18 protein-coding genes are annotated in these 22396 nt (G+C 64.4%); 7 read left to right on the top strand and 11 right to left on the bottom strand.

Annotated features, from left to right (window positions below; genetic code table 11):
• Positions 1 to 46 precede the first annotated feature (46 nt).
• The 8 genes from D9M09_RS08735 to D9M09_RS08700 all read right to left on the bottom strand — a co-directional run bounded on the left by D9M09_RS08735 (position 47) and on the right by D9M09_RS08700 (position 11204).
• The gene (locus tag D9M09_RS08735) at positions 47 to 1207 is read right to left on the bottom strand and encodes an ABC transporter permease (RefSeq protein ID WP_240453591.1); all 1161 of its coding nucleotides are present in this window, start codon (positions 1205 to 1207) and stop codon (positions 47 to 49) included.
• A complete protein-coding gene (locus tag D9M09_RS08730) occupies positions 1204 to 2385 on the bottom strand; it encodes an ABC transporter permease (RefSeq protein WP_121669068.1) in 1182 nt (393 codons plus the stop codon). Before D9M09_RS08730 ends, D9M09_RS08735 begins: the two co-directional genes overlap by 4 nt.
• Positions 2386 to 2391: 6 nt before the next feature.
• The gene (locus tag D9M09_RS08725) at positions 2392 to 3366 is read right to left on the bottom strand and encodes an HlyD family secretion protein (protein ID WP_121669067.1); all 975 of its coding nucleotides are present in this window, start codon (positions 3364 to 3366) and stop codon (positions 2392 to 2394) included.
• A gap of 2 nt (positions 3367 to 3368) precedes the next feature.
• Entirely contained in the window at positions 3369 to 4778 is a 1410-nt protein-coding gene (locus tag D9M09_RS08720; RefSeq protein ID WP_230506248.1) for a TolC family protein, read from the bottom strand.
• A gap of 178 nt (positions 4779 to 4956) precedes the next feature.
• The gene (locus D9M09_RS08715) at positions 4957 to 6567 is read right to left on the bottom strand and encodes a bifunctional aspartate transaminase/aspartate 4-decarboxylase (RefSeq protein WP_070311935.1); all 1611 of its coding nucleotides are present in this window, start codon (positions 6565 to 6567) and stop codon (positions 4957 to 4959) included.
• A gap of 69 nt (positions 6568 to 6636) precedes the next feature.
• Positions 6637 to 8325 carry an aspartate-alanine antiporter gene (gene aspT / locus D9M09_RS08710; protein ID WP_070289786.1) on the bottom strand — a complete coding sequence of 563 codons (1689 nt, stop codon included), beginning with the start codon at positions 8323 to 8325 and terminating at the stop codon, positions 6637 to 6639.
• 56 nt (positions 8326 to 8381) lie between these two features.
• Positions 8382 to 10064 carry an aspartate-alanine antiporter gene (gene aspT / locus D9M09_RS08705; RefSeq protein ID WP_121669065.1) on the bottom strand — a complete coding sequence of 561 codons (1683 nt, stop codon included), beginning with the start codon at positions 10062 to 10064 and terminating at the stop codon, positions 8382 to 8384.
• Positions 10065 to 10334: 270 nt separating this feature from the next.
• Positions 10335 to 11204 (bottom strand): substrate-binding periplasmic protein, encoded by an 870-nt coding sequence (locus D9M09_RS08700; RefSeq protein WP_121669064.1) that lies wholly within the window; start codon positions 11202 to 11204, stop codon positions 10335 to 10337.
• Between the two features lie 248 nt (positions 11205 to 11452).
• Between D9M09_RS08700 and D9M09_RS08695 the strand changes: the two genes are divergently transcribed.
• The gene (locus D9M09_RS08695; protein WP_070218296.1) at positions 11453 to 11716 is read left to right on the top strand and encodes a heavy-metal-associated domain-containing protein; all 264 of its coding nucleotides are present in this window, start codon (positions 11453 to 11455) and stop codon (positions 11714 to 11716) included.
• A 22-nt stretch (positions 11717 to 11738) separates the two neighbouring features.
• Here the strand turns inward: D9M09_RS08695 and ubiT are convergent, their stop codons facing one another.
• From ubiT to ubiU, 3 genes are all read right to left on the bottom strand, one after another.
• Positions 11739 to 12221, bottom strand: coding sequence for a ubiquinone anaerobic biosynthesis accessory factor UbiT (gene ubiT, locus D9M09_RS08690; protein WP_070218324.1), 483 nt, complete (start codon positions 12219 to 12221; stop codon positions 11739 to 11741).
• A 70-nt stretch (positions 12222 to 12291) separates the two neighbouring features.
• Complete coding sequence (gene ubiV / locus D9M09_RS08685) at positions 12292 to 13188, bottom strand: ubiquinone anaerobic biosynthesis protein UbiV (protein ID WP_070218297.1); 897 nt, start codon at positions 13186 to 13188, stop codon at positions 12292 to 12294.
• 78 nt (positions 13189 to 13266) lie between these two features.
• Complete coding sequence (ubiU, locus tag D9M09_RS08680; protein WP_430886691.1) at positions 13267 to 14304, bottom strand: ubiquinone anaerobic biosynthesis protein UbiU; 1038 nt, start codon at positions 14302 to 14304, stop codon at positions 13267 to 13269.
• A gap of 161 nt (positions 14305 to 14465) precedes the next feature.
• On the opposite strand from ubiU, the gene D9M09_RS08675 reads away from it, so the two are divergent.
• The 6 genes from D9M09_RS08675 to D9M09_RS08650 all read left to right on the top strand — a co-directional run bounded on the left by D9M09_RS08675 (position 14466) and on the right by D9M09_RS08650 (position 22381).
• Positions 14466 to 14882 (top strand): hypothetical protein, encoded by a 417-nt coding sequence (locus D9M09_RS08675; RefSeq protein ID WP_070289792.1) that lies wholly within the window; start codon positions 14466 to 14468, stop codon positions 14880 to 14882.
• A gap of 118 nt (positions 14883 to 15000) precedes the next feature.
• Positions 15001 to 16749, top strand: coding sequence for a ribonucleoside triphosphate reductase (locus D9M09_RS08670; RefSeq protein ID WP_121669063.1), 1749 nt, complete (start codon positions 15001 to 15003; stop codon positions 16747 to 16749).
• Positions 16746 to 16943, top strand: coding sequence for an anaerobic ribonucleoside-triphosphate reductase (nrdD, locus tag D9M09_RS29900; protein ID WP_070218300.1), 198 nt, complete (start codon positions 16746 to 16748; stop codon positions 16941 to 16943). The genes D9M09_RS08670 and nrdD overlap by 4 nt, the downstream gene beginning before the upstream one ends.
• Positions 16936 to 17640, top strand: a complete 705-nt coding sequence (locus D9M09_RS08660) for an anaerobic ribonucleoside-triphosphate reductase activating protein (protein WP_121669062.1) — start codon at positions 16936 to 16938, stop codon at positions 17638 to 17640. The genes nrdD and D9M09_RS08660 overlap by 8 nt, the downstream gene beginning before the upstream one ends.
• A 148-nt stretch (positions 17641 to 17788) precedes the next feature.
• A complete protein-coding gene (locus D9M09_RS08655; RefSeq protein ID WP_121669061.1) occupies positions 17789 to 21844 on the top strand; it encodes a Pls/PosA family non-ribosomal peptide synthetase in 4056 nt (1351 codons plus the stop codon).
• Between the two features lie 21 nt (positions 21845 to 21865).
• Positions 21866 to 22381 carry a 4'-phosphopantetheinyl transferase family protein gene (locus D9M09_RS08650; protein ID WP_162995612.1) on the top strand — a complete coding sequence of 172 codons (516 nt, stop codon included), beginning with the start codon at positions 21866 to 21868 and terminating at the stop codon, positions 22379 to 22381.
• Positions 22382 to 22396 lie beyond the last annotated feature (15 nt).

Below are 22396 nucleotides of genomic sequence, written 5' to 3'. Positions count from 1 at the left end.
CGACCCCAGCATTTCGCTGGGGTTACGGAAATGAAATTATTGCATATCAAGTGCCTTCGGCCTTGTTCAAATCAACAACGGTTTCCTCCAGCTTGCGCCAGCGCCACCAGCCCAGCGCCACGCAGGCCAGTAGCAAGGCCAGCAAGCCCGCCACTTCATGGCGGATTTCATACAGCGACGCGCCCATCTGGTTGAGCGCAACAAAGCCCTGGATGCCAGCCGTGGACGGCAGCAGCCAGCGCAGCCATTGCAGCACGACGGGCATGGACGATACGGGCCAGGTCAGGCCCGCGAGGAACAGCACCGGCATCGAGGTGGCGATCATCAGCTGCGTGCCCCGTTCGCGCGTGCGGAACAGCATGCCCAGCAGCATGCCGAACGCCGCTTCCGCCAGCGAGAACAGCACCAGCAGCAAGAGCATGCCGCCAAAGTTGCCGCCACGGGGGTAATCCTGGAACCAGAAGACGAAACCGAAGAAATAGCAGCAGTTGAGGAAGGCCACGCAGGCAAACGCCAGCAGCATGCCCGCATAGCCGCCCGCCGTGCGCCGGCCTGCCACGGGGAAGCTCTTGCGCTGATACCAGGTGCCGAACAGCATGGTCATGCCGATCAGCAAGGTCTGCTGCACGATCAAGGTCGCCACGCCCGGCACGACATACGCGCCATAGCCTTCCTTGACGTTAAACAGGGGCACGGCGTCAAACGCAATGGGCGAGCGCTGCTGGTTGGCCTGCACGGTCGACGGCGTGCCCGCGCCCAGGCGTTTGAGCTCAATGCCGGCCGACACCGTGCCCACCACTTCGGCTAGGCCGTTCAAGGCCACCTTGTTGAGCATCAAGTACAGACCATTGCCCGCCACCTGCGCATGGGCGGCGCGGCCAGCCAGCACGTCCGTCTGCAAACCGTCGGGAAGGATCAGCACGCCCATGACCTTGTCGCGCCACAATAAATCCTGCGCGACGGGCAAGTCCGGCGTGACGGCCACGACTTGCAGCGAGGGGTGAGCCATGGCGAAGCGCGTGAGCTGGCGCGACATGGCGCTGCGGTCCTGGTCGACGACGGCCACGGGCACGCGCTGGACGATTTCCGTCGAGTATGGCAGCGGATAAAAGAAGGAATAGATGATGCCGCCGATAAACAGCAAGGTCAGCGCCCCCTTGTCCGTCAGCATGGCGCGCCAGGTGGCGATAAAAGCCGGCCAGATCATGCACGCCCCCAGGCCGCAGGCATATTCGCGCGGCGCGCCAGCAGGAATACGCCCACGGCGCCGCAGCCGATGGCAAAGCCGGCCAAGATCAGCATTTCCTGCACGCCATAACGCCATGGCGCGCCGGCCAGCCAGTATTTCGTTTGCAATTGCAGATAGTGCGTGAGCGGCAAGGCTTCCGCCCAGGCACGCGCCGGTGCCGGCATGGCCATCAGGGGAAAGGCCTGGCCCGCGAACGCGAAGGCCGGTGCCGTAATAAATGCCGCGCCCGACAGGGCCAGGCGCAGGGACAGGGTGGCGCCGATCAGCAAGGTGGCCATGCCGCAATACGCGAGCACCAGCAGCAACATGCTCAGCAGCAGGGCCGGCAAGCTGCCCGCCACGGCCCAGCCACGCGCCAGGCTGAAGAACAGCAGATACAGCAGCGCCAGCGCGCAGTAGGCGATCACGGGAAACAGCAGCTTGGTGCCGACGGCACGCAGCCAGCTGCCCTTGGCCGAGGCCAGCCATTGCGGCACCGTGCCGTCGCGCAACTCGCGTCCGATGCTCGTGACGACGGCAACGACGATGAAGATCTGCAGCATGGCCGGCATCAGGGCCAACGTTAAAAATGCTTCATAGCTGGTGTTTTCATTGTACAAACTGTTCAGTGTCGTGCGGATCGGTTCGAACTGGGCCGCCGCCTGCACGCCCGACATGCCCTTTTTTGCGCGCGCCGTCATCTCGATGCCGGCCGACAAGGTCGTGCTGACCGTGCGCACGTCGCGCAGCAAGGCGCCCGCGTGCGAGGAAAACTGCGCGTTGTACAGCCATTGCACGGTGGCTTGCCGGCCGCCCAGCAGTTTCTGTTCGAAATCGTTGGGGATCAGCAGGTAGCCGAACGCCGTACGCTCGCGCAAGCGATGCAGGGCTTCGTCGCTGGACGCCACTTTCGCCGCCACCGCGATGCCGGGCGAAGCGTCGAGCCAGCGCGTGAGCTGGCGCGACAAGGTCGAGTTGTCGTTATCGATGACGACGATGGGCAAGTCGCGCGCGATGCCGGCGGAAAACACCAGCCACAACATACCGCACAGCACGACGGGAATCCAGCTGAGCATGCCGAAGTCCCAGAAGTCGCCGCGCAGCCGCGCCCACTCGCGCGCCAGCGCAGAAACCGGCCCCTTATCCGCTTCGTTCATCGCGTATCAGAGCGGTGGAAACACGACCGACATGCCCGGGCGCAAGCCCTCGACCTTGATGGCGGGGCGCAGCCGGATTTCAAACGTGCGCAAGTCTGTGCCGCCCGGGCGCGCCGCGCGCCAGGTGGCGAAATCGGGCAGCACGGCCACGGAACTGACCTTGAAGCTCACTTGCTGCTTCAAGGCCGGCACATTGGCCGTATGCGTGCTGCCCATGGCAAACGCGGCCATTTCATCTTCGCGCACCTGCAGCACGGCCCAGGCGTCATCGAGGTTCACCAGGGTGATCACGGGGAAGCCTTGCGGCGCCAGTTCACCGGGCTGTATCTGGATCTTGCTGACCTGCCCGGCCACGGGCGCGGCGATCTTCGTTTCCGCCAGGGCGACCTGCGCTTCCGTCAGCACGGCGCCCACCTGGCGCGCCTGGGCGGCGGCGGCCGTCTTGTCTTCCGGACGGGCGCCCTTTTGCGCCATGTCATATTGCGCGCGGGCCGCTTGCGCCAGCTGGTCGGCGGCGCGCCATTGCGCTTGCGCCTCGTCGCGTTTCTGCTGCGCGATCACGCCTTGCTCGTACATATTGTTGACGCGGGTGTACGTGGTCTTGGCGATGGTGGCGCCCGTTTGCGCCCGCTCCCAGTTGGCTTTCGCGGCGGCGATTTCTTCCGGACGCGCACCCGCTTGCGCCTTTTGCGCCACGGCATCGGCTGCCTGCGTGGCGGCCGTCGCTTGCGCGATCTTCGCGTCCACTTCCGGACTCGTCAGCTGGAACAGCAATTCCCCTTTCGGCACCGTCTGGCCAAGCTTAACGTACAGCTCGCCCACCCTGCCCGGCACTTTCGACGAGACATTGACTTCCTGCGCATCCATCTGTCCCTGCAAAGGCAGGCGCTGCGGCTGGAACGCCTGGTACAAGCCCCAGCCCACGAAGCCGAGGACGATGATGGCGGCGACTATGGCCAATGGTTTTTTGGAGGTGCTCATTATTATTTGTCCACAGGTAATTGGATATCGGCCGCAGCGGCCAGGCTGCCCAGGCGCTGCGTCTCGCCCGTCGCTTCCAGCAATTGCGCCAGGCCCATCACATAGTTATAGGCAGTCTGCGCGCGCTGGGTCTCGACCTTGGCCAGGTTCAGGCGCGCGTCGACCACTTCCAGCGACGTCACTTGTCCTTGCTGGAAAGCGACCGTTTGCAAACGGATATTTTCGCGCGCCAGCTCCACCGACGACGCCGTGGACAGGTACTGGATGCGGGCGTTTTCCAGCGCGCGCCAGTTCTTTTCGATCAGGGTGGGAATGTCGCGCTCGGCCTGGCGCGCCACCACTTCCACGCGCTCCTGGTCCAGCTTGGCGGCGGCGATCATCTTGCCCGTGTTGATGCGGTGCACGAGCGGCACGGCCACGACGAGGCCGATGGCCCAGTTCGACCGCACGAGTTTTTCGTTGCCGCGATTCAAGTTGTAGTTACCGATGGCAAACACGGTGGGCGCGTACTCCTTGCCATGCAGCTTCAAGGCTTGCTCGGCCTGCACGCGCTTGCTGTCGATCTTTTTCCAGTTCGCATTTTCGCGCATGCCCGTGCTGATGAACGATTGCAAGGTACCCACCGGCAGGCTGTTGACGAACAGGGGAGTGCTGGGCCGCACTTGCGTGTTGACGGCGAGCAAACGGTCGAGCGCCACCTGGGCGATTTCCTCATCGCTGCGCGCCTGCGCCTCGTCGCTGCGGGCGCTGTCGAGGGCCACGTCGGCACGCAGGCGTTCCGCGCGCGAAATCAGGCCGCCCTTTTCCAGCTTGGCCGCGTCGCGCTGATGCTGCGTCACGCCGGCCGTCACTTCGGCCCGCACGGCCACCACCCGCTTCGCCAGCAATAATTGAAAATAGCGCTGCGCCACCAGGGTCGCCAGCTGTTCTTCCGCTTCCGTGCGCTCCGCCTGCGCGGCCAGGGTCAGGCTCGAAGCGAGGCCCTTGACGGCGTCCAGGCGCCCGCCCGTGTAGATGGGCCACATGCCCAGCAAGCCGAACGAGGTCAGGTCCGTCACCACTTCGCGGCTCAGGGAATTGGGAATCTGTGGCTTGGGCAAGCCGGGAATCGATGGCAGCACGGACTCGATGCCGCCCACCACGCCGGACAAGCCGCTCGTATCGATGTTCAAGTCCGTCGACAGGCGGCCACGAAACGCCGTCAAGTCCACGGAAGGGCCGTCGATATTCGACAGCGCCTCTGCCTTGAGGGTTTTTGCGCGCACGTCGAGCGCGGCGCCCTGCACGGCGCCCGAAGCGGCTGCCGCTTGCTGCAGCGCTTCGCTGAATGTCAGAGGTTCCGCCAGGGCCGGCATGGCCGCGCCCAGCGCGCTCGCCAGCAATAATGATAAATGTCCTTGCAATCTGCCCATGTAGCGTCCAGTCAATGAATGAGGGGAAAGCACGGGGTTGCCATGTTTATACTTTCACAATAGCAATTATATCCACGGATGTCCATTCCAGCCTGCACTATTGGTTACGCAAGCTGACAGACAAAAACGGGCGCCTCATGCGGGGCGCCCGTTTTTGTCAGACTACACGGCTAGCGGCTTACTTCTTCGCCTTCTTGCCGCCCTTTTCCTTTTCCTTTTCAAACACGGCAAAGAACTCGGACGCCATGCTGCGGATGGCGCGGCCGATATTGGCGTAGTCGTATTCGTTCAGGTTGGCCAGCGAGACGCGGCCGGACGGATGCGTGGTGCCGAAGCCGCGGCCCGGCAGCAGGATGACGCCCGTTTCCTCGGCCAGGCGGAACAGCGCTTCGTTCGGCTTGAGTTTTTTCAGCAGCCACTGCGAAAACTCCACGCCATGCATCTGCGCGGCCAAGGATTCCATGTCCAGCAGATGGTAGTAGCGCACGGAATTGGCGTCGTGCACCATCGGCAAGCCCAGTTCGCGGTACAGCGCTTCCTTGCGGCGCAGCACGATGCGTTTCATCGATTGCTTGTACTTTTGCTCTTCATCCATCAGCGAGAACAAGGAGAACAGGGTCATCTGCGCCTGCACGGGCGTGGACAGGCCGGCCGTGTGGTTCAGCGCCACCGTGCGGCTGTCGGCCACCAGGCGGTCGATGAATTTCAGCTGGCGCGGTTCCGTCGTGATGGAGTGATAGCGCGCATCGAGCTGCTTCTTGATGGTTTCAGGCAACTTCGCAATCTTGTCGTCGAGCACATTGTTTTCATGCGTGGCCACCACACCCATGCGCCAGCCCGTCGCGCCGAAGTATTTCGAGAACGAATATACGAGGATGGTGTTGAACGGGCAGATGGCGAACAGCGAGACGAAATTGTCGGCGAAGGTGCCGTACACGTCATCCGTCAAAATGATCAGGTCCGGGCGCTTCTTGATGATCTTGGCGATGTATTCCAGGGTCTCGTCGTCGATCTTGACGGATGGCGGATTGCTGGGGTTGACGAGGAAGAAAGCTTTCACTTTCGGGTCCAGCAGCTTGTCCAGTTCCTTCTTGGTGAATTGCCAGTTGTTTGATTGCGGCGCATCGATGTGCACGGTGTTCAGCTTGTAGTCGTTCAGCTGCGGAATCTCGATGTAGGGCGTGAAGATCGGCATGCCCAGGGCGATCGTGTCGCCTTCCTGGATGATGTGATTCGATTTCAGGCTGGCGAACAGATAGGTCATGGCCGCCGTGCCGCCTTCGACCGCGTACATGTCGAAGTTGCCGACGAATGGATGGTCGCCGATCATTTCGCGGTGGATATACTGGCCGACGATTTTCTCGGACAGGCGCAGCATGCGGTCCGGCACGGGATAGTTGCAGCCGAGGATGGCTTCGCACATCTCATAGATGAAGTCGCCCGCACTCAGGCCCAGCTGGTCGCGCACATACGACACGGCCGCCTCGATGAAATGCGCGCCCGGGTTGCCTTCGTGCTTGCGCACGAAGATTTCAAAGCGCGCCTCGATGCCCTCGCGCGTGGGAAAGCCGCCCACGTCGTCCATGTACACATACGAGCGCTCCGCTTCCGTCATGGCGAACTGGCCGAACTGGAAGAAGCCGTGGCGTGGCGTGGTCGCCAGGAAATTCGGGTTGCCGCGGCCCGCATTGAGCATCAGGCGGTTGCTTTGCTTGGCCGTCTGGATCAGCGCATCCTTCAATTCGAAGGGGCTCAACAGGGCGAGTTTGCTTGGGTTACTGAAATCCATTTTTGCTACTCCTTATCAGACTGATAATTTTGAAGGTTCTTGCAAAGGTGCTTGCACATACATGCAGACTCAGACGAAGGCCACAATCAGCGGCCCCAGCAAGGTCAGGAAAACGTTGGCCAAGGCATATGTGATGGCAAACGGTACGGTGGGAATCGAGTTTTGCGCCGCGTTCAGCACTTCGCCGAACGCGGGATTGGCGCTGCGCGAGCCGGACAAGGCGCCCGCAAACACGGCAACGTTGTCATAGCGCAAGATGTAACGGCCGATCAGCATGGTCAGTATCATCGGCAGGATGGTCACCACGACGCCCACGCCGAACAGGGTCAGGCCGTGTTCGCGCACGGTTTGCACGGCTTGCAGGCCGGACGTGAGGCCGACGACGGCAACGAAGCCGGCCAGGCCCAGATCCTTGAGGATTTGCACGGCGCCGCTGGGCATGTAACCGAAGGTCTGGCGCTTGGCGCGGAACCAGCCGAACACGAGACCCGACAGCAGCACGCCGCCGCCGCTGCCCAGTGTCAGCGGAATCGAACCGATGCGCGCCACCAGCAAGCCCACCAGCAGGCCGACGACGAGGCCGGCGCCCATGTAGACGAAATCCGTCTTGGCGCTCGGCACGATCATGTAGCCCACTTCGGCCGCCACGCGCTTGACGTCCTGCTCGGCGCCATAGATGGTCACCACGTCGCCCGTCTGCACGACGGTTTCCGGCTGCATGGGCAGGATCTTGCCCATGCGGCTCAGCTGCACGACAAAGATGCCGTGACGCACGCCCGGCGCCGTCGCGCTGCGGATTTCGCCCACCGTCTTGTTGTGGTAAGCCTTGTTGGTCAGCACCATGTCGCGGCGCTGCATCACCAGTTCCATGCCTTCGACGGCCAGCAATTCCTTGCCCAGCTGGGAAGACACGCTGAGCATGGCTTCACGGCGGCCCACCAGCAGCACGATATCGTCGGCCGCCAGCACCAGGTCCGGGCTGACGTCGATGATCTGGCCATTGCGTTTCACGCGCTCGATGGTGATGGCCGTGTTCGGATGAGCGCTTTCGATCTCTTCCACGGTGCGGCCGGCACCGGGACCCACGTCGTAGATGCGGCCGATCAAGTCGGGCGCGGCCGGCGTCTGGCCAGGTCCCAGCACCTGCACGCCCGCCTGCAGCGCCGTTTCCGCCTTGATCGCATCTTCGCGGATGGTGCGACCCATGAGTTTCGGCAAGATATTGACGCAGACGATGATGGCGCCAAACGAGCCGAACACATAGGTCACGGCATAGCCGACAGCCACGTTGCCCTGCAGGCGCGCCACCTCGTCGGCCGCCAGGCCCAGCTTGGTGATCGCGTCGCCGGCCGTGCCGATGATGGCCGACTGCGTCAAGCCGCCCGCCGCCACGCCGGCCGCCAGGCCCTTGTCCAGGCCGAACACCTTGGCCATGATGACCACCGTCAGCAGCGCCGTCACGGCCAGCACGACGGCCAGGATGATTTCGCGCACGGACTGGCGCCCCAGGGAATTGAAGAATTGCGGTCCGCTTTCATAACCGACCGCGTAAATGAACAGGGCAAACAGCACCGACTTGACGCCGGGATCGATGGCCACGCCTACCTGGCTGACGAGGACCGCCACCAGCAGTGAACCGGCGACCCCGCCCAGCTGAAACGAGCCGAACTTGATCTTGCCGATGTAGTAGCCCACTGCCAGGGAGAGAAACAAGGCAATTTCGGGCGACTTCTTGAATAACTCATGCAACCATTCCATGCGGACCGCCTTTCGTGTTGAAGGAATTCTTTACTGCCTGTGCTCTTGCAAGCTGCTCATGCATGAACGGACCCGGCCAGGGCCACGATGAGCGGCCCCAGCAGAGGCAGCACCACGTTCGAGATGGCATAGGTAATCGTGTAGCCCAGCAAGGGCGTGGAATTGCCGGCCGCGTTCTGCACGGCCGACAAGGCTGGCGTGCTGCACTGCTGGCCGGCGATGGCGCCCAAGAGCACGGGCGCTTCCAGCTTGAGGAAAAAGTGGCCCACCAGCAACGACAGCGAGGCGGGGATGACGGCGATCAAGACGCCCATCAGCGGCAGCGACAAGCCGTACTGGCGCACCAGCTCGATTGCCTGCGGTCCCGACGCCAGGCCGACGCAGGCGATGAAGGTGGCCAGGCCGATATCCTTCATCATGTCGAGCGCGCTGGGGTGGATGCCCGGCATGCCAGGTTTTCGCGCCTGGTACCAGCCGAATACGAGCCCCGTCAGCAAGGCCCCGCCGCCCGTGCCCAGCGAAAACGGAATGCCGCCCAGCCTGGCGGTAAAGCCGCCGATATACACACCGAGCACGATGCCAATGCTGGCGTAGACGATATTGCTGCGGTCGCCCGTGGGCACGCGCTTGCCGATGGCCGACAGCGCCGTGTTCAGTTCGCGTCCTTCCGTCGTGCCATACAGGCGCAGCACGTCGTCGCGCTGCAGGGCCAGGTCGGGCAAGGGCGGCATGCTGTGCTCGCCGCGGATGACGGCCGCCACATGCACGCCGGTGGGCAAGGCCAGCTGGCGCAAGGGCTGGCCGACCAGCGCGGCTTGCTGCAGCACCACTTCGACGGCGGAGACGGCCATGTTCAAGCCCGTCGTGTCGGCAAATTCCTCGCCCAGGATGGCTTCGGCCGCCACCAGTGCGGGACGGTGGCCGATCACCAGCACTTCGTCGTTATTGCGCAGGCGCAGTGCCGGCTCCAGCGGCAAGACCTTGCCGTGCCGGCGCACGCGCGTGATGCTGGCGCGGCCCGCAAAAATATGCTGCAAGGCATCGAGGCGGCGTCCCGCGCCCCGGCTGATGCGGTAAGCGCGGCCGACCATTTCCGGCGTCGCCTGCAAATCGTCGGCGCCCGCCTGCGCGCCGCCCATTTTTTCCCATAATTTGTCCGCTTCCTCGCGCAGATTGACGCGCAACAACAGCGGAAAAATCTGGCTGGTGACGATGACGATGGCGATCAGGCCAAAGATATACGTGATGGAATACGCGGTGACCACATTGGCTTGCAGCTCGGCGATGCGGGCCGCCGGCAGCGCCAGCTTCGAGATCGCGTCCGTGGCGGTGCCGACGACGGCCGATTCCGTCGCCGCGCCCGCCATCATGCCGGCCGCCGTCCCCTGGTCCAGGCCCAGGAAACGCGTGGCCAGCAGCACCAGCGCCAGCACCACCACCACTTCGATCAGGCACAGTATTCCCAAGCGCAAGCCCTTGGCATTGAGGTTGGCAAAGAACTGGGGACCGCCCGCGTAGCCGAGGGCAAAGATAAACAGCATGAAGAAAACGTTTTTCACGCTGGCGTCCAGGGTAATGCCAAGCTGGCCGATCAGCAGCGCGGCGATCAGGGTGCCGCACACGCCGCCGAGCTGGATCGGGCCGAAGCGTATCTGCCCTACCGCGTAGCCCAGCGCCAGCGCCAGGAACAGGGCCAATTCCGGCACCTGGTGCAATACCGACGCGATCGAATCGAGCATGGGCAAACCTTCGAAAAGATAACGGATGGTTACAAGGGAGCACAGCGTTCGGTGGCTGGCGGCGGCTTGCCGTTGAACGGGCGCACGGGTCCGCACGACAGCCGCCATGGCGGCTATCGCTGGGAAAGTATTGCAAAGTGTTGCAAGATGGAATGATGTTCGGCGAAAATTTTATAAGTGTCAACAGGTGTTCTGTTGAACTCGCTTTGCGTTTCCTCAAACATCCTGCGCACGATTGAAGCAGTCGTTTGACATAGCTCAACTAAACCATTAGTAATGATTTGGACGATACCAAAGTGCCTTGCGCGCCAGCGGCGTCTCCTCCGGCAGGTCAGGATTGACGAGCTCCAGCACGTAACGCCGGGACAGATTCAGGCCCTGCGCGAGACGGCCGAAATGGCGCTGGAACAGCTGCGCAAAGCTGCCATCGGCCAGCATGGTTTCCAGTCCCAGTTCAATGTGGCGCGCCAGTTCCGGCCGGTGCTTGCCGACAAAAAAGTACAGTGCGGCCGGGTAGCGGATGACCAGGTGGGTGTCTAGCGCCAGCGGCAATTGCGCGTGGCTGGCCAGCTCGCTTTGGGCCTCGATCACGGAGCGGGGAAAGTAGTCGATGCGCCCCGCCGCCAGCTGCTGGAACAGGCCTTCGTAGGTGCTCGAGGTATCGAGGCGCAAGCCGTTCGCCTGCAGGATGGCGCAGTCGGGCCAGTCGCGCATCTGGCCGGCAGACAGCCGCGCCAGGGCGGCGACGCTGCGCACGCCGCGCAGCAGCTGCGTCTGGCGGGCATGGATCAGGGCCACGCGCCAGCCGATCAGGCCACGGTCGATCGGTATACGCACCGGCAGCAATTGCGTTTCGCGCGCCCGGCTCGTCATGGCCCAGACGACATCGACGCTGCCTGACGCCATGGCGATTTCCTGCATGGCGCGCGTCTGCACCATGCGCAGTGCGGAGCGGCGCAAGGCATAGGCATGGCCCGACCGCGACAGCGCCATTTGCAGCAAGGCCGTCACATAACCTTGCTGCGGATCATCGAGCGCCTGGTGGCGCGGATAGACGAGCGGCAGCGGCGGCGACGTGCCGGCGGCGGCAGCGCCCAACGGCCACAGGGCGGCAAGCTTGAGCAGGGGGCGGCGCTGCATGGCCCCTCCTTTCCAGCGCTTTCATCAGCGTTCTTATCAGAATGACAGTATCGCGCAGCAGGGCACGCTTGTCGACTGGATTATGGAAACTGTGTACAAAACAACAGCAATTCAGGCGGAAGTGGAGCGGTGCAAATTAATCCAGATCAATAAAACCGTAAATAGAAAATAAATCTTGCGTGCTGCTCTGGACGGCATGCGCGCCCCTCGCCTACGCTGTTTTTTTATCTGAAAAACAAGAGGACCACATGCAGACAGCGCGCTTGAATATTATTGGAATGGATCACGAAGGCTGCGCCGACAGATTGACGGGCGCACTTGAGGCCGTCACAGGCGTGGCCACCGTCTGCGTCTCGCTGGCGCGCCACGGCGCCACGGTGCAATTCGACGAACGCCTGGCCACGCAGGAACGTTTGCTGACCGCCGTCAACGACGCCGGCTTCATGGGCGAGGCGTCCGATGAAGAACAATTGCCATCGTGCAGCGGCGCCTGCGGCCACTGCCGCCACTGAGCGCCCGCCTCCCCTTTTCCGCTCAGCCTCCCCGCGCGCCCCGGTCGCGCAAATGCGCCAGCACGCGGCGCGGTCCCAGCGACTGCAGGTCGAACGGCGGCAATTCGATGGCATCGAGCGTATTCTTGAACAGCAAGCCCAGCTCCGTATCGCCTTCCAGGCTCAAACGGCGGCTGAAGAACAGGGTGTCCGGATCTTCCTGGCGCCGCGCCAGCAGCATCAAGTCATGCACGCTGGCGGCGATGCACAGGTCCGGCACGTCAACATAGCGTTCGGCCACGAACACCGTGCCCTGCCACTCAAAATCGAAGGCGATACCGGCGTCCAGCAAGCGCAAGCGCAGGCTGCGCCCCTCCAGGCTGCAGCGCACGTCGTCGGGCAATTGCGGCGCCAGCAAGCGGTTCAAGCCTTGCACGAACAGCCAGGAGGCGGGATACGGCGGCAGCTTGGACAGCAATTCGGCCAGCGGTTCGGGCAGCCGGTACGACACGGCGGGCTTGCTCATGGCAGGCTTGGCCGGGACCGGGACCGGCAATCTTTCCAGTTGATCTTGCATGTTCTTCCTTTCGATGCGTTCAATGGGCGGCGTGCTGTTCCATGCCGGGCTGGCCGTGCCAATAGCCGTCGCAGGCGCCGGCCGGCTGGCAGGCCGCCAGCTGGGCCTGGGCGCCGATGCCGCTGACCTGCCCCCGGCGGGCGCGGTCGAAGATGGCGATCACCTGTTCCGTATGCATGGCTTGCGGACTGATGCGCGCCACCGACACGCCCATGTCGCGCATGGCGTCGAGTTCGCGCACCAGGTTGTAGACGAGCGCCGACTGCGTCTGCGTGCCATTGAGTACGAGGAAGGGCACTTCGTCGCGCGTGCGCAGCAGCAGGCCGTCCGGCTCTTCCAGGCAGCTGTAGCCGCAGTCGTCCTTCGGCAGGTTGCGGTTGCGCGCCGTGAAGCAGCGCGCGGAAAACGCCAGCGGCATGCGTCCGTAGGCAAACACTTCCGTCTCCAGCCCTTCCGGTTTCTGGCGCTGCATCTCGGCCAGCGCCGTCTGTCCCATTTCCAGCGGCATCACCCAGCGCCGCGCACCGAGGCGCGCCATCAGTTGCAGGCTGGGGCCATTGAACAGGTTCAAATGGGGGCCGGCGACGAAGGATGCGCCCTTTTCCATGCAATGCACGGCGCCCATGTCGTTGGCCTCGACGCCGTAGCGCCCATTGCCCGTGATGCGGCGCAGGGTGGCCAGTTCGGCGCCCGCCTCGATCAGCGCCTGCGTCGACAGCACCACTTCCTTGCCGGCGGCGGCCAGCATGTCGGCGATATCGAGCCAGTCGGCCAGGCGCAGCTCATGCCGGCGCGAGCAGACGGTTTCGCCCAGGTACACGATATCGACGGCGGTGCCGGCGATCTGCTGGTAAAACTCGAAGACGGTGGCGCGCGGCCAGTAGTACAGCAAGGGACCCAAAGAGAGTTTTAGCATGCCTTTTCCAATATTTTTTTAAGTGACAAAACCGTAGCGAGCGGCTCGCGGCGGGGGCGAGAAGCGCAGCAGGTTTTGCTATTTCCAGGAGCGGTGATACGCGCCCAAGGTGTGCTGCTGGCCTTCGGCCAGCTTGTCCATGGCCGCCATCCAGCCCGGCTTGACGGCGTAGCGCGCATTGCCTTCGCGGCAGGCGTCGATCGCTTCGCGCCACACGCGCGTCACCTGCGCCACATACGCGGGGCTGCGCTGGCGCCCTTCGATCTTCACGGCGCGCACGCCCATGGCGATCAGCTGCGGCAGCAGCGCCAGCGTGTTCAGGCTGGCCGGCTCCTCGATGGCGTAATACTCTTCGTCGTTGACTTCGAAACGCCCCTTGCACAGGGTCGGATAGCTGGCGTTTTCGCCCGGTGCGTAGCGGTCGATCAGCACGCCGTTCAGGCGCGATTCGAGGCCGTTCGGCGTTTCCAGCCAGCGCACGGATTTCGCCGGCGAGCACACGCCGTGCGTGTTCGGCGCCTCGCCCGTCGCATACGATGACAGCGCGCAGCGCCCTTCGACCATCACGCACAGGCTGCCGAAGCCGAAGACCTCGATCTCGACGTCCGTCTTGGCGATCAGTTGCTCGACCTGCGCCATCGACAGCACGCGCGGCAGCACGGCGCGGGCGATGCCGAAGTGTTCCTGGTAAAAATTGATCGCTTCGTAGTTGGTGGCCGAGCCTTGCACGGACAGGTGCAGGCGCAGCTGCGGGTGATGCTCGCTTGCATACGCCATCAAGCCCGGATCGGCGACGATCATGGCGTCGATGCCGGCTTGCGCGGCGCGGTCGATGGCGCTGCGCCACACGGCCCAGTTGTGCGGCTGCGGATAGGTATTCAGCGCCAGCAGCACCTTGCGTCCATATTGGTGGGCGTAGCGCACGCCCTCGGCGATGGCCTTTTCGTCGAAATTGAGGCCGGCGAAATTGCGTGCATTGGTGGCATCGCGAAAACCCAGGTACACGGTGTCGGCGCCATTGTCGACGGCCGCTTTCAAGGCGGGCAGGCTGCCGGCGGGGCAGACCAGTTCCAGCGGTCCGGCCACGCGGGTGGCGGTGGTTGATTCAAGCATCATGGTGTTCACAGTCCTGTATCGGCTCAGGGTGCAGACTATAGCCCCGCCCATACCGCCCAGTCCTTGACACAGGTGAAGGAATGCATGCATGGCTGGCGCGCGTTCAACTTGCTTGACCTGGCTGTAAAATGCCCCACTTTTTCCCTATCCGATTGCCCGCCATGACCCGCAAACCGCTGCTGATTTTCCTGCTCACCCTGTTCCTCACCGCGCTGCAGGTGCAGTGGGCCGGGCCGCCCGATGGCTATGACGCAGGGACCATCTCCGTGCTGTCGCCCGAGGTGCTGGGCGCGTATCCGGGCGTGCTGCTGCTGTTCCTGCTGGCCGTGTTCGCGCGCCGCAAGATGCCGCTGCTGCGTCAGGCCGCCATCTGCACGGGCCTGCTGGCCGTCTACTGGCTGCTGGCGAACTACGTCACCTTCGACGCGCGCGTGGCCAGCTGGAGCACCTACACGCCGCTGGAAATCTGGACGCACGTGCTGCCCGCCTCCGTCGCCAGCGTGGCCGCCTGCGGCGCCGCGTTCTTTTGCGCGAGCTGGCTGATCCTGCGCGAAACGCGCTGGAACAAAAGCGGCTGACGTGGTTTTTTCACCTGCATCAAGGATTCGTCACGCAACTGCACGCGCCCTTTGACGCCACTATATTTAGTGATTAATCTCCATAAAAACACCGCATGTTGTGTTTATTGGAGGTTTCATGACGACAAATGCAGTTTCCCCCACACGCGGCCAGGTCGATGTCGCCGCGTCCATCAATGAATACCTGGACCGGCGCGACTGGCGTGTCAACGCCAACGCCAACCAGGGTTACTCGCTGGGCGGCCTGATACTCAATGTATCGGGCAAGGTCATCGCCAACTACTGGCTGGACCAGGTGTATCCGCCGGAAGTGGGCGCGGCGCACCGCGAAGCGGCCCTGCACATCCACGACCTCGACATGCTGGCCGGCTATTGCGCCGGCTGGTCGCTGCGCACCCTGCTGCACGAAGGCTTGAACGGCGTGCCGGGCAAGATCGAATCAGGCCCGCCGAAACACATGTCGAGTGCCATCGGCCAAATCGTCAATTTTCTCGGCACCCTGCAAAACGAGTGGGCCGGCGCGCAGGCGTTCAGTTCCTTCGATACCTATATGGCGCCCTACATCCGCAAGGACAGCCTGCGCTACGAAGACGTGCGCCAGTACATGCAGGAGCTGATCTTCAACCTCAACGTGCCGTCGCGCTGGGGCACGCAGACGCCGTTCACCAACCTCACCTTCGACTGGGTCTGCCCGGACGACCTGCGCGAGCAGATTCCCGTCATCGCCGGCCGGGAAATGGACTTCAGCTATGGCGAGCTGCAGGCGGAGATGGACATGATCAACCGCGCCTACATCGAGATCATGATGGCGGGCGACGCCAAGGGCAGGGTCTTCACATTCCCCATCCCCACCTATAACATCACCGAGGATTTCGACTGGCATAGCGAAAACGCGGAACGCCTGTTCGAAATGACGGCCCGCTACGGCCTGCCCTACTTCCAGAACTTCATCAATTCGGAACTCAAGCCGAACATGATCCGCTCCATGTGCTGCCGCTTGCAGCTGGACTTGCGCGAACTGCTGAAAAGGGGCAATGGCCTGTTCGGTTCCGCCGAGCAGACGGGCTCCCTGGGCGTGGTGACGATCAACTGCGCGCGCCTGGGCCACCTGTGGCGCGGCGACGAAGCGGCCTTGATGGCGGACCTGGACCGCCTGCTGGAACTGGGCAAGACCAGCCTGGAAATCAAGCGCCGCACCATCGAGGAACTGATGCAGCAGGGCCTGTTCCCGTACACGAAGCGCTACCTGGGTACCCTGCGCAACCACTTTTCTACCCTGGGCGTGAACGGCATCAACGAGATGATCCGCAATTTCAGCGGCGACGCCTGGGACGTCACGTCCGCCGAGGGCCATGCGCTGGCGATCCGCCTGCTCGACCACGTGCGCGCCCGCATGGTGGCCTTCCAGGAAGAGACGGGCCATATGTACAACCTGGAAGCGACGCCGGCCGAAGGCACGACGTACCGCTTCGCCCGCGAAGACCGCAAGCGCTATCCCGCCATACTGCAGGCCGGCACCGTCGACAATCCGTATTACACGAACTCGTCGCAACTGCCCGTCGGCCACACGGACGACCCGTTCGAAGCGCTGGAATTGCAGGACGCGCTGCAGCGCAAGTACACGGGCGGCACGGTACTGCACCTGTACATGACGGAAGCGCTGTCGGACGCGAACGCCTGCCGCGAGCTGGTCAAACGCGCCCTGAGCCGCTTCTCGCTGCCCTACATCACCGTCACGCCCACGTTTTCCATCTGCCCGCGCCACGGCTACCTGGCCGGCAAACATGAATTTTGCCCCACCTGCGACGCGGAGCTGATCGCCCGCAAGCAGTCCGATCTCGCTCACCCACTCAAGGAAACGCCATGAACGCACGTCCCGACTTCACTCCCGCCATCACCCTGCTCGACAGCGAACGCCAGCGCTGCGAAATCTGGACGCGCGTGATGGGCTATCACCGCCCCGTCGCCTCGTTCAACATCGGCAAGCAGGGCGAATTCCACGAGCGCCAGTATTTTACGGAAGCGAGCGCCCGGGTTGGCCAGCCGGCCTGCCATGGCTGAGTTGAAAGTGGGCGGCCTGACGCCCTTTTCCGCCACCGACTACCCGGGCAAGCTGGCTGCCGTGGTGTTCGTGCAGGGCTGCCCCTGGCGTTGCGGCTATTGCCACAATCCGCACTTGCAGGCGCGCACGCCCGAAGGCGCCATGCCGTGGCAGGACGTACTGACCTGGCTGCGGCGCCGCGTGGGCCTCGTCGACGCCGTCGTCTTCAGCGGCGGCGAGGCATGCATGGACCCGGCGCTGGCGCGCGCCATGCTGGACGTCAGGGCGCTGGGTTTCGGCATCGGCCTGCACACGGCCTGCATCTATCCGCAGCGCCTGCAGGAAGTGCTGCCCCTGGTCGACTGGGTCGGCTTCGACATCAAGGCGCCGTTTGCCGACTATCGTCATGTGACCCGCGTGGCCGGCAGCGGCGACCCGGCACGCGCCTGCCTGGACGCCATCCTCGCCAGCGGCGTCGCCTACGAATGCCGCACCACCACCCATCCGGACTTGCTGCCGGACGAACAGCTGCTGGCCCTGGCCGCCACCCTGGCCACCAACGGCGTCGACAACTACGTGCTGCAGCAGTTCCGCGCCGAAGGCTGCGCGGACGCGGCGCTGTCCGGCCGCCCCCTGCACGGCTATCCGGCGGCGGCTACTGTGGCGCAAATCGGCGCCATGTTTCCCCGTTTTACATTCCGTAATCATGGCAGTTGATCGTGCAGCCACATAATTATTGAAAGTCCCGCAAAATTCCCCGTTCTGCAACGCTGAAATGTCTTGTGTGCTGTAATGTATCAACTGTGCCGCGCACCATGCGCAGCCCGTCAGATTCCTCACACCGCATTACAGATAAGCGTCATCCATGAACGATTTCACCGCAGTCAGCCCAGACATCCCTTCCACCCACGCCGACATCCTGTACGGCCCGCCGCGACCGGATCTGCTGCGCGAGGAAGTGCTGGCCGACCTGCTGGAAGCGACGGCGCGCCGCTGTCCCGAACAAATCGCCCTGATCGATGGCGCGCGCAGCATCACGTATGCCGAACTCGATGCGCAGGCGGGCCTGGCGGCTTCGCGCCTGGTGGCGGCCGGCGTCAAGCCCGGCGACATCGTGGGCCTGTGGCTGCCGCGCGGCGCCCCTCTGCTGCTGATGCAGGCGGCCATCGCCAAGGCGGGCGCCGCCTGGCTGCCCGTCGATGAAGACACGCCCGTCGAGCGCCTGCAGGTGTGCCTCGATGACGCCAATGGTGCCGGTGTCGTCAGCTGCGCACAGTTCGCGCCGCGCCTGGAGCAGGCTGGCGTCCAGCGTCCCGTGTGGACGGCGGAAAGCCTGCTGGCCCCTGCCGCGCCGGGCGAACTGCTGCCCGCGCGCGGCACAGTCTTGCCCGAACACCCGGCATACGTGATCTACACGTCCGGCTCCACGGGCAAGCCCAAGGGCATATTTATCAATCAGCGCAGCATCTGCCACTTCCTGCGCAGCGAAAACGCCGTGCTGGAAGTCACGCAAGCCGACACCGTCTACCAGGGTTTTTCCGTCGCCTTCGACATGTCGTTCGAGGAAATCTGGATCGCCTACCTGGTGGGCGCCACCCTGTGGCTGGGGCCCAAGGAAATCTCGGGCGACCCGGAAGCCTTGCCGCGCGCGCTGGCCGCCAACCACGTCACCGTGCTGCATGCCGTGCCGACCCTGCTGGCCCTGTTCGCCGAAGAAGTACCGAGCCTGCGCCTGATCAACCTGGGCGGCGAGATGTGCCCCGAGTCCCTGGTCGAGCGCTGGTCGCGCCCGGGCCGCGCCATGTTCAACACCTATGGCCCAACAGAGGCGACCGTCTCGTGCAGCCTGGCGCGGCTGCGCCCCGGCGAACCCGTCACCATCGGCACGCCGCTGCCCAACTACGGCTTGCTGGTGCTGCAGGTGGCCGAGCCGGGCGAAAACCGTCCCTTGACATTGCTGGCGCGCGGCGAAACGGGGGAATTGTGCATCATCGGCCCCGGCCTGGCCGAGGGCTACCTGGGCCGGCCCGACCTGACGGTGGAAAAATTCCTGCCCAACCCGTGGGCGAGCAGCGACGACGACGCGCGCCTGTACCGCACGGGCGACCTGGCACGCATCGATGCCGACGGCCAGGTGCTGTGCCTGGGCCGCGCCGACGACCAGGTGAAGATACGCGGCTTCCGCGTGGAGCTGGGCGAGATCGAAGCCGTGCTGGCGCAGCAGCCGGGCGTGGGCACGGTGGCCGTCCTGCTGCGCAAGGATGACGGCATCGACCAGCTGGTGGCCTACATCGTCGGCAGCGACGAGGCGCCCGGCGACGCCCTGGCGGCGAAAACCCTGCGCGCGGCCCTGAACCTGCATTTGCCGCCCTACATGGTGCCGGGCCGTTTTGAATTGCTGCCGCTGATGCCGCGCCTCACCTCGGGCAAGATCGACAGGAAGGCCTTGAAAGCCATGCCATTATCCGCGCCGCAGGCCGGCGAGGCGGGTGTCTCGGACGTGCCGGAAACGCCGGCCGAAGCGGCCCTGTTCGCGGCCCTGGCCAAGCTGTTCCCGGGCCAGGCCATCTTGCGCCAGCTGGATTTCTTCAGCGACCTCGGCGGCCACTCCTTCCTGGCCGCCCGCCTGGCGTCGAGCCTGCGCGCCGATCCGGCCTACGCCCACATGACGGTACGCGACATTTACCAGAACCGGCAGATCGGCAAGATCGCCGCCGTCTTGAGCGAGGCGCCCGCGCTGGCCACGCCGGAAGCGGATTGGACGCCGCCGTCGGCCGTGAAGCGCTGGGTCTGCGGCGCGGCCCAGGCGGCGGCCGTGCCGGGCCTCGTCACCCTGCGCATGGCGCAGTGGATGGCGCCGTTCTTCACCTACCACTTCTTCACGGGCGACACGGGCGACACCGTGCCGCGCGCCATCGCCGCCTCGATCGGCGTGTTCTTGCTCGCGACCCTGGCAGAATTTGCCATCGCGATTGCCGGCAAGTGGCTGATCGCCGGGCGCCTGAAGCCGGGCAGCTATCCGCTCTGGGGTTTCACCTATTACCGCTGGTGGCTGGCCGACCGCCTGGTCGAATCGGCGCCCGCGTATCTGCTCAGCGGCTCGTCCCTGAACAGCTGGTGGCTGCGCGCGCTGGGCGCCAAAGTGGGCAAGGAAGTGGTCATCGGCTCGATGACCCTGCGCGCGCCCGACTTGCTGTCCATCGGCGACAACGTCAGCGTGGGCAATGCCGTCAACTTTGAAAACGCCAGGGTGGAACGGGGCCGCTTGCTGCTGGGGCAGATCAGCATCGGCGACGATGCCTGCATCAGCTCTTACGCTATCCTGGAAGGCAATACGCAAGTGGGTGCCTTCGGTCACCTCGAGGGGCAATCGGCGCTGGCCGACGGCGCCTCGGTGCCCGCCGGTCGCGTCTGGACGGGGTCGCCCGCGCGCGACATCGGCCCCTATGACAGGGCCAGCCAGCCGCCGCGCCCCGCCGTCTCGCGCCTGCGCCTGACGGGCGAAACCGTGTTCTTCTGCTTCGGCATGGTCCTCATCGCCGTGCTGTTCTTCATGCCCGTCTTCCCCAGCTTCGTGCTGATCGACTGGTTCGACGAGCGCGAAATGATGCCATGGCTGCAGGGGCGCGACGTGACGACCCAGCTGGCCCGCTATTTCCTGCTGGCCTTCCCCGCCAGCGCCGTGCTGATCGTGCTCACGGCCCTGCTGTCGGCCGCCATCCGCTGGGGCGCGCTGCCGCGCCTGAAACCGGGCAGCTCGCCCGTGCACAGCAATATCTATTGCGCCAAGTGGCTGGTCAGCCATATCCAGGAATCGAGCCTGAACGTCCTGCACGGCATCTACGCCACCGTGTACGCGCCGTACTGGTACCGCCTGCTGGGCGCCAAGGTCGGCAAGGGCGCCGAGATTTCCACGGCGCTGGGCGTCGTGCCCGACATGCTGACACTGGGCGACGACACCTTCATCGCCGACGCCGTCATGCTGGGCGACGAGCAGATCGACGGCGGCTGGATGACCATGCGCCCCACCGTCGTCTCGCACCGCAGCTTCGTCGGCAACGGCAGCTATATCCCGGACGGCACCGTGCTGCCCGAACATGTGCTGATCGGCGTGCACACGCACGCGCCGCGCAATGAGCAGATGCACAGCGGCGATACCTGGCTGGGTTCCCCGCCCATGCATTTGCCCGCGCGCGAACAGGTCAGCGGCTTTGCCGAGCACCTGACGTTCAAGCCGTCGCTGCTGCGCCGCCTGGGACGCAGCCTGATCGAAGCGTTCCGCATCGTCGCGCCGCACGCCGTGGTGATCGCCGTCGGCTACACGCTGGTGCTGGACGTGATGCCGATCGCGGGCGCAGGGCGCTGGGGCGAAGTGGTGGGCGACCTGGCCATCGCCGGCATCGCCTACGGCATCGGCAATTTTTTGGTGGTCGTACTGTTCAAGTGGCTGCTGCTGGGACGCTACCGCAAACATGCGGCGCCCATGTGGACGCCTTTCGTGTGGATTTCGGAAGGCGTCACGAACCTGTATGAAGGCATCGCCGTGCCCAACTTCATGCGCTACCTGCGCGGCACGCCGTGGCTGCCGCTGGCCTTCCGCCTGTTCGGCTGCAAGATCGGCCGCGGCGTCTACATGGATACGACGGACATCACGGAATTCGACTGCGTGCACATCGGCGACTACAGCGAATTGAATGCACTCACCTGCCCGCAAACGCATCTATTTGAAGACCGCGTGATGAAGATCGACCACGTGGAGATCGGCCAGCGCGTCTACATGGGGCCGCGCAGCTCCGTGCTGTACAGCGCCAAGGTGGGCGACAATGCGCGCCTGGGACCGTTGACCCTGGTGATGAAGGGCGAGCACATCCCCGCCGGCAGCAACTGGGCGGGCTGCCCGGCCGCGCCTTTGCGTAGCTGATTGCAGCTGATGGATTTTACGGTGCTCTTGTCAAGAGACGGCGTGCTGGCGATCGGCATCGTGCCGCCGCCATCCCGCACGGAAGCGCGCGCGCACCTGCGCCAGGCCGTGCGGGAAGCGGCGGCGCAGTGGCAAAACCTGGACATCGGGGCGATTACAGTGGAATCGACACCGGGCGCCCCTCCCCGTTTGCTGCTGGCCGGCCGCGCGGCCAGCCTGTCGTTCAGCCATGACGAAGGACTGTCGCTGGCCGCCATCGGCCTGCATGATCTCGTCGGCATCGACGTGATGCGGGTGCAGGACATTGCCGACTGGTTCCATCTGGCACGCGACTATCTGGGGCCGCAAGTGGCAGCTAAGCTGGCCGACTGCCCTGCCGATCAGCGCCCGCGGCGCCTGGCGCAGGCATGGACGGCGCGCGAGGCGGCGCTCAAGTGCGCGGGCAAGCAGTTGGCGGAGTGGGATGGGGCCGCACCGGCCTGCCGCCTGAAAACGCTGGCGTTGTCGGCACCGTATGTGGCGACGCTGGCATATTAGTCCTCCTTGCCCTCG

This window comes from Janthinobacterium agaricidamnosum (genome assembly GCF_003667705.1).
Classification (GTDB): Bacteria; Pseudomonadota; Gammaproteobacteria; order Burkholderiales; family Burkholderiaceae_D; genus Janthinobacterium.
This window is presented reverse-complemented; position numbering and strand designations above follow the sequence as displayed.

Bases quoted from the DNA above. Each gene is read 5' to 3' on its own strand.
- D9M09_RS08735 (WP_240453591.1), bottom strand. From the start codon at position 1,207: ATGATCTGGCCGGCTTTTATCGCCACCTGGCGCGCCATGCTGACGGAC.
- D9M09_RS08730 (WP_121669068.1), bottom strand. From the start codon at position 2,385: ATGAACGAAGCGGATAAGGGGCCGGTTTCTGCGCTGGCGCGCGAGTGG.
- D9M09_RS08725 (WP_121669067.1), bottom strand. From the start codon at position 3,366: ATGAGCACCTCCAAAAAACCATTGGCCATAGTCGCCGCCATCATCGTC.
- D9M09_RS08720 (WP_230506248.1), bottom strand. From the start codon at position 4,778: ATGGGCAGATTGCAAGGACATTTATCATTATTGCTGGCGAGCGCGCTG.
- D9M09_RS08715 (WP_070311935.1), bottom strand. From the start codon at position 6,567: ATGGATTTCAGTAACCCAAGCAAACTCGCCCTGTTGAGCCCCTTCGAA.
- aspT (WP_070289786.1), bottom strand. From the start codon at position 8,325: ATGGAATGGTTGCATGAGTTATTCAAGAAGTCGCCCGAAATTGCCTTG.
- aspT (WP_121669065.1), bottom strand. From the start codon at position 10,064: ATGCTCGATTCGATCGCGTCGGTATTGCACCAGGTGCCGGAATTGGCC.
- D9M09_RS08700 (WP_121669064.1), bottom strand. From the start codon at position 11,204: ATGCAGCGCCGCCCCCTGCTCAAGCTTGCCGCCCTGTGGCCGTTGGGC.
- D9M09_RS08695 (WP_070218296.1), top strand. From the start codon at position 11,453: ATGCAGACAGCGCGCTTGAATATTATTGGAATGGATCACGAAGGCTGC.
- ubiT (WP_070218324.1), bottom strand. From the start codon at position 12,221: ATGAGCAAGCCCGCCGTGTCGTACCGGCTGCCCGAACCGCTGGCCGAA.
- ubiV (WP_070218297.1), bottom strand. From the start codon at position 13,188: ATGCTAAAACTCTCTTTGGGTCCCTTGCTGTACTACTGGCCGCGCGCC.
- ubiU (WP_430886691.1), bottom strand. From the start codon at position 14,304: ATGATGCTTGAATCAACCACCGCCACCCGCGTGGCCGGACCGCTGGAA.
- D9M09_RS08675 (WP_070289792.1), top strand. From the start codon at position 14,466: ATGACCCGCAAACCGCTGCTGATTTTCCTGCTCACCCTGTTCCTCACC.
- D9M09_RS08670 (WP_121669063.1), top strand. From the start codon at position 15,001: ATGACGACAAATGCAGTTTCCCCCACACGCGGCCAGGTCGATGTCGCC.
- nrdD (WP_070218300.1), top strand. From the start codon at position 16,746: ATGAACGCACGTCCCGACTTCACTCCCGCCATCACCCTGCTCGACAGC.
- D9M09_RS08660 (WP_121669062.1), top strand. From the start codon at position 16,936: ATGGCTGAGTTGAAAGTGGGCGGCCTGACGCCCTTTTCCGCCACCGAC.
- D9M09_RS08655 (WP_121669061.1), top strand. From the start codon at position 17,789: ATGAACGATTTCACCGCAGTCAGCCCAGACATCCCTTCCACCCACGCC.